This is a genomic window from Streptomyces sp. NPDC045967, from assembly GCF_056430495.1.
This window is the reverse complement of the sequence record NZ_JBWKLE010000041.1, coordinates 1-6,228: the sequence shown is the minus strand read 5'-3', so window position 1 is coordinate 6,228 and position 6,228 is coordinate 1. Positions and strand designations below refer to the sequence as shown.

General features: G+C 68.3%; 5 protein-coding genes, 1 tRNA gene, 2 rRNA genes and 1 pseudogene. 3 read left to right on the top strand and 6 right to left on the bottom strand.

Annotation, left to right across the window (positions count from 1 at the left end; genetic code table 11):
* From AC07FY_RS32855 to AC07FY_RS32840, 4 genes and pseudogenes are all read right to left on the bottom strand, one after another.
* Positions 1-287, bottom strand: a 16S ribosomal RNA gene (locus AC07FY_RS32855); the annotation flags it as partial.
* A gap of 527 nt (positions 288-814) precedes the next feature.
* Complete coding sequence (locus tag AC07FY_RS32850) at positions 815-1,375, bottom strand: hypothetical protein (protein WP_479014079.1); 561 nt, start codon at positions 1,373-1,375, stop codon at positions 815-817.
* 85 nt (positions 1,376-1,460) lie between these two features.
* Positions 1,461-1,973, bottom strand: a complete 513-nt coding sequence (locus AC07FY_RS32845; protein ID WP_479014076.1) for a hypothetical protein — start codon at positions 1,971-1,973, stop codon at positions 1,461-1,463.
* Positions 1,970-3,065 (bottom strand): annotated as a pseudogene (locus AC07FY_RS32840) (DNA polymerase III subunit beta family protein). Before AC07FY_RS32840 ends, AC07FY_RS32845 begins: the two are co-directional and overlap by 4 nt.
* A gap of 423 nt (positions 3,066-3,488) precedes the next feature.
* On the opposite strand from AC07FY_RS32840, the gene AC07FY_RS32835 reads away from it, so the two are divergent.
* Positions 3,489-4,634, top strand: a complete 1,146-nt coding sequence (locus AC07FY_RS32835; protein WP_479014073.1) for a hypothetical protein — start codon at positions 3,489-3,491, stop codon at positions 4,632-4,634.
* On the opposite strand, the gene AC07FY_RS32830 is transcribed toward AC07FY_RS32835, so the two are convergent.
* Positions 4,600-4,718, bottom strand: a tRNA-OTHER gene (locus tag AC07FY_RS32830). The two genes, AC07FY_RS32835 and AC07FY_RS32830, sit on opposite strands and share 35 nt — an antisense overlap.
* Before the next feature lie 267 nt (positions 4,719-4,985).
* Between AC07FY_RS32830 and AC07FY_RS32825 the strand changes: the two genes are divergently transcribed.
* On the top strand, positions 4,986-5,411 hold the full coding sequence (locus AC07FY_RS32825) for an HIT family protein (RefSeq protein ID WP_479014070.1): 426 nt from the start codon (positions 4,986-4,988) through the stop codon (positions 5,409-5,411).
* Between the two features lie 172 nt (positions 5,412-5,583).
* Positions 5,584-5,907, top strand: coding sequence for a hypothetical protein (locus AC07FY_RS32820; protein WP_479014067.1), 324 nt, complete (start codon positions 5,584-5,586; stop codon positions 5,905-5,907).
* A 190-nt stretch (positions 5,908-6,097) separates the two neighbouring features.
* Here the strand turns inward: AC07FY_RS32820 and rrf are convergent.
* A 5S ribosomal RNA gene (gene rrf / locus AC07FY_RS32815) occupies positions 6,098-6,214 on the bottom strand.
* Positions 6,215-6,228 lie beyond the last annotated feature (14 nt).

Sequence of the window (6,228 nt, the reverse complement as noted above, 5' to 3'; positions counted from 1 at the left end):
GGCCGGCTACCCGTCGTCGCCTTGGTGGGCCATTACCCCACCAACAAGCTGATAGGCCGCGGGCTCATCCTTCACCGCCGGAGCTTTCAACCCCCACCCATGCAGGCAGGAGTATTATCCGGTATTAGACCCCGTTTCCAGGGCTTGTCCCAGAGTGAAGGGCAGATTGCCCACGTGTTACTCACCCGTTCGCCACTAATCCACCCCGAAGGGCTTCATCGTTCGACTTGCATGTGTTAAGCACGCCGCCAGCGTTCGTCCTGAGCCAGGATCAAACTCTCCATGAATGTTTACCCGTAATCGGGTGCACACATCACGTAGAGCGGGACAGTCATGTCGGAATAAGACCGACCGTCCACTGCGTCCTCGCTGTGTAATTGCCTGCAAGCACTCCCCGGAGGGAGCCCCACAGGACTTTTTCAAAGGAACCTCATCCACCGAAATGGACGGGGTATCAACTTTTGGCGTTGATTTTTGGCACGCTGTTGAGTTCTCAAGGAACGGACGCTTCCTTCGTACTCACCCTCTCGGGCTTTCCTCCGGGCTTCGTTCTGCTTTCCTGCTGTTCTTGCGTTTCCGACTCTATCAGACCCTCTCGGGCCTGATTTCCTCGGTGCTTTCCAGTTCCCGCGCTTCCGCGCTTTCCCTTTCCGGCGGTTCCGACTCTATCAGAAGATCTCCACCGGATTTCCCGGCTTCGATTCCCGAATGAAGAGTCGAGTGTCCCACTCGAACTTCCATTCATCGTGGGGGCGTTGCCGAGCTTGTCCTGCTCGAGGCAACCGTTTGACTCTACAACCGCGCCATGGGGGTGTCAAAACGAGTCCGGGTCGGCTCCGCGCCCGTCCGGCAGACCCCCCGGCGAGACCCCCAGGTCATGCCGCATGGCAGCACGCATCTCCCGAAGCCGGTCCCACACGGCCTGCCTTTCCTGTTCCGCGGTCTCCATCGTCTCGCCCGGCCGGGGCTCACCTCGCTCGAGGCGCTTGACCCGCCCGTAGACCTCGTTCAGCGCCTGATTGACGGCCCTCGCCCGGACGAGCACCTCGTCCGGGGCGATCATCTGCGCTTCGGAGTACCGATCACGGTGAGCGTCCTTCGCCTCCTCGAGCGCGGCCGCGTCGGCGTCCTCCACGTTTCGTTCCCTCATGACGTGCAGGTGCCGGTTGAGCGCCGTGGTGAACTGCCGGGCGTCCCGGTTGAGCTCCGCATAACAGGTCCGGCGCAGTGCGCGGTTCTCGCGGGTCTCCTCCTGGTCTCGGACGAGCTCTATCTCCCTGAGCTTCGTACGCTCGGCGCCCCGCTGGGTGAGGAGCGAGGCTCCCAGGGTGCCGGCAACACCCGCCACTGCGATGATCACTGCGCTCAGATCCACCGATACACCACTCCCCCACGCCACGAAGACCCACGGTCACCACCCAAGTGTGGTGCTCTGACCGCGGGTTGGCTGACAGAGGGCCTCAGATCGGGGCGCCAGGTGCGGAAGGCCGCCGAGTCCGTTCCCGCCGGGTGATGGCTTCGGCAACCTCCTCGACGCCCCTGCGCACCAAGTCCCCGTACGGAGTCCGCGGCAAGTGGGGCGCATGAGCCCTGGCCGCTCGGATGTGCTCCTCGGCGGCTTCGAAGGACCCGAGCCGGCGGTAGCCGTCGGCCAGATTGAGGTGCAAGGAGGGGTAGAAGCCCGCGACGTGCAGACCTGCGTGGTGCTCCTGAACCCGCTGCTCCGTCACGGCGTCGGCGGCGTCCAGGGCACGGACGTCCCAGGCGAGGGCCCGGGCGGGGTCTTCGTAGAGGTCCGCCAGGTAGTGGGCGAGGGAGCAGCGGTGGAGCGGGTCGCCGGCGACCCCGATCGCGGACCACAGGCCCAGCAGCTTCCGACGGGCGGAGTCGGCGTCTCCGGCACGGCCTTCCGACACGGCCCGACCCATGGCTTCCATCGTCGGATCCGGGCTGGTGGGTGTGGTGGTGGTCATCGCGGTTCCTCGCTGTCGTTGTCACGCGTCGGGCCTTCGGGCTTGATCGGCATGGCCAGCGTCGTCAAATCGCCGCGGTCGGCGGAGCGGATCGTGACCGGCTCGCCCTCACCCCGCAGGTCGAGCATCACGTCGGGACCGATGGCGGTACTGACCGCCGGATAGAGGGTGGTCAGCTCGAACCACACGGTCCGGGTCTCCCCGGACGCGGTGGCCGGGAGGTGCGGGCCGGGGGGCGGCGCCATTGGCGAGGACGCCCAGAGCGTCCTCGCCGACGCGCAGCCCGATGCGCTCACCGGGGTGTTCCTCCAGGGCCCGCAGCAGCAGGTCCTTCGGGACCGTAACCCGGGTGGTCACCTCGCCCAGTGACGCGAGCAGCTGTCGGTGGTCGGGGAACGGTTCGAACAGCACCCGGCAGTGCCGCTCCTTCCCCCCGGCCGCGCGGAGGCGGACCCCGTGCGGCACCGCTTCGAGCCGGACCAGCGCACTGCGGCGCATCGCGGCGACCGCGACGCGCAGCTCGTCACCGTCGACCGTGCCGGCCCACGTCTGCCCCGGGGGTTCGACGGGGACCAGGGTCCGGGTCGACAGGCGGTACCGGTCGGTCGCCGTCAGGGTGAGCGCCTCATGACTCGCCTCGATGCGCAGGCCGGCGAGCACCGGCATCCCCGGTTCGTGCACGGCCGCGGTGAGGACCTGCTCGACGGCGTCCGCCAGTACGGGGCCCTTGAGCGCGGCGATGTGCAGAGTCGGTACGTCACCGAGCGCGGACTTGATCACTTCTGCCTTCCGCCGGGCCGCGGCCGCCTCCCCCGCGAGCTGCGCGACGTGCTCGTCGACCAGCCGGGACGCCTCGTGCGCCCGTGCGCCGAGAACGGCCTCGACGGCTGGGAGGGGCATGGCGATCCCACGGAGCCGCCGCAGGGCGGTCGCCCGCGCGACCTGGTCGGTGTCGTAGTAGCGGTAACCCGACACCGGATCGGTCCGGGCGGGGACCAGCAGCCCGCAGTCGGCGTAGAACCGCAACGCGCTGGAGGTCAGCCCACTGCGTCGGGCGAAGGCCCCGATCGACATCAGCTCGGAATTCGGCACCACGCCATCATTGGGCTTCAACCCACTCGAAGGTCAACGGCCACTGGCCCTCGGCCCACGCCCGCCGGAGATCAACCCGGGCGCCTGCGGAGCGCAACGGTCTCGGGCTGCTCATAGCCGGCCGCTCCGTCCGTGGTCGGCGGGGGAGCGTGGCCGCGCAGAGGCCGGGGCGTCGCGGCACCTTTCCAGCCGGCCATGTCAGACCGGCCGTATCCGGCCCCGCAAGGGGAGCTCAGGAAGGCCGGTGATGGCTGCCGAGGATTCCTGGTCACAGGTCCGACGCCGGTGCTCGACGCTTCCCCTGCTGCGGGAAGGCCGCCCATGCTTGCTCGCGCGCCAGATGGCTGTCCTGACCCGTTTGAAATCGGTTGGCTTGCCGCGGCCGAATTGCGACGATGTCGCGGCTGCCCAGACGGAGGACATGTGCTCGTTTTCGTTTGTGCGGGATGCGGCGCCGAGCTGACCCGTCCGCTGTCCCAGGTTGCCCTGCCGGTCCATGCCCACCAGGTGTACGGGAACGGGACTCAACTCCCGGTCCTGATGGAGTCGGGCACCTTCGCCGTGGAGCCGGAGCCCTCGGGACCACCGTGGCGGAAGTGGGAGGAGATCGCTCCGGATGAGAGGGCCGCCCGCGGTGTCTACGCGCCCGTCCACGCCCTCTCCGACGGCGAGCCCGGCGCAGTCGTCATCGCGCCCGGCGACGCTCGGGGCACCGTGCTGATCCCGGAGAACCGCGGAGGCGGCTACTGCTGCGGCCTGGACGGGGCCGCCGGCCCCAACGTGGCCTGCACGGCCTGCGGCCTGCCCGTGGCGAGCCGGATCGACGACTGCTCGCTCTGGCAGGCGATGTGGCTCGCCCCGAACGCCGTACGACGTGTTCCCGCCGACGACGTCGTCGCCCCCGCACCGCTCACCTGGGCCGAGCTGGTCACGGAAGCGAAAGGCACGCCCCCGTTCGAGCCGATCACCAGGTGGGGGTCCCCCGCGGGCGCGGGCCACTGGTCGACCCACTGGTGCTCCTGGAGCCCGCAATGGGAGGCGGCCGCGGGCCATGCACTCGCCCACCTGCTGGTGGCCTCGGAGGGCCGCCCGATCATCGTGCCGGACGGCTTGGCCGGTGAGGTGCTCCAATCCGCACTCGACGCGATGCTGCCCGCCGGTCCGCAACCGCGGTACGCCGTCCTGGCCGGACCGGGCCGGCCGGCTCCGGACGGCGACGCCGACATCCTCCTCGTGCCGACGCATCCGCAGACGGGAGAACTCTGGGCCCCGCCCGTCCCGGCGGCGTACGCGGTGCCCCTGCCGTTCGGGGTCTGGCTGCGGCTGGCCTTCCCCGAGCCGGACCTGCCCGTTCCCACGTCGGGCGTCCTCCCCGACGGCGTCCTCCGCGACGACTTCGACCCGCCCGCGACCCGTCCCCGTCACCCCTTCCGGATCGACTCGGGAACGTTCCGGCACACCCTGGTCCGGCTGCCGGGCGTCCGCAGCCCATGGCTGCGCGGAATCTTCGACGACCTCGGTTCCAGGTCGGCTGCGGTACCGACGGGATTCGAACCCGCGGACAGATAGGGCCAGGCCCGCCCCGTCTCCGTCAGTCGCCGCGAGCGGGACCTCGCTCACGTCGATCGCAATGGGCCGCTCTGCCACGGCACCGCAGCCTGCGGGATGGCGCGCCGTCCCGCTCCGACCACGGTAGAAGATCGTCCTGCGCCACAGGAAACCCTTATCCGGCGGGACTGACCCTCGCTCCTGGTAGCGGCCTCGGTCCGGAACCTGAGCCCCTACTCGAGCGCTGGCCGACCGGCCCGCTGATCGGCGGAGCCGACTCATGCCTTGAGGATGTCGCCACTCAGCGCTGGCTGATCAGGCGGCCCCGAACTGGTTGGCGATGGACGTCCCGCGTCTGGCAGGGTCGGTCGCATGGAGTGCATATTCTGCGGACTCATCCGTGAGGACACCGCGAGTTGGGTGGCTCGTGGTCCGATGGCCTGCGCCTTTACTCCATTGGACCCACTGGCGCCGGGTCACACTCTGGTGGTCCCAACGCTCCATTACGCGGATGTCTTTGAGACCCCGCCAGAGATCCTCGCCGTCATGACGGCCCTGGTCCAGCGCGTGGCCGAGGCCGCTCGGACCGCCTTGAACGCCTCAGGCGTGAACATCCTCAGCGCCAGCGGCCCGGGATCGGAGCAGTCAGTGCCCCATCTGCACTTCCACGTCGTTCCGAGGTGGGTGGACGACGGAATCTCGACCTGGCCGGCCGGACGCTCCGTACATCGCGTCACTGGCGATCCAGCGGCGCGGCTTGCCGAAGCTCTGGCTTCGGGCCGACACCACACAAGGTGAGCCGAAGCCCGAGAACGGATTGCGGCGGCATTCGCGCTTCAACGCCCCGGAACGCCGCGCCCGCCCTTACCTATCCTCTGCGCCATCGAACCTTCTCGCGGCAGCTGGATGCGATCGCGCAGGTATGAACCACCTCGGTGACGCGCGTCTGTGCACTTGGACGTTGCGCTTCATGGCCCTCCTGGCAGCTCAGACCCAGGATCAACTTGCCTGGCTGGGCGAGCGTGAGCTGGAGACGAAGGATGTCGTCGAAGAGGTGGAACTCCTCTGCCGTGTCTCTGAAGGACTCACGGAGCGCGGCGCATTCGAGCCCGAGGACGTCCGCGGCCTGCAGGCCATTGGCCGCCGCCTCGACGAGATCGATGGCAGCTGCCGCGTCGGCTTGTGGGCCGACGCCCTGATCGGAGATCCGGCGTGGGATGACATACGTTCTCTCGCCCGCCAGTTTCTCCTCAGGAGGCTTGGCGACTGGCGTCAGCCACTGCCACGTCCGTGAGTGGATAGGTGTTCGGTGGGTTGCAGAGGAAGGCCGGCAAGCGAAGGCACACCGTGCTCGTGGTGGACGGCCTCCTGGTCCCCACTCGGGTCACACCATCAACGAGCGGTCGAAGCAGATCATCGGGTGAACGCAGAAAAGCCCCGCACTAGACCCTGGAGGGTCTGGTGCGGGGCTTCCCGCAATGATTGTTCGGCGGCGTCCTACTCTCCCACAGGGTCCCCCTTGCAGTACCATCGGCGCTGAAAGGCTTAGCTTCCGGGTTCGGAATGTAACCGGGCGTTTCCCTAACGCTATGACCACCGAAACACTATGAAATTT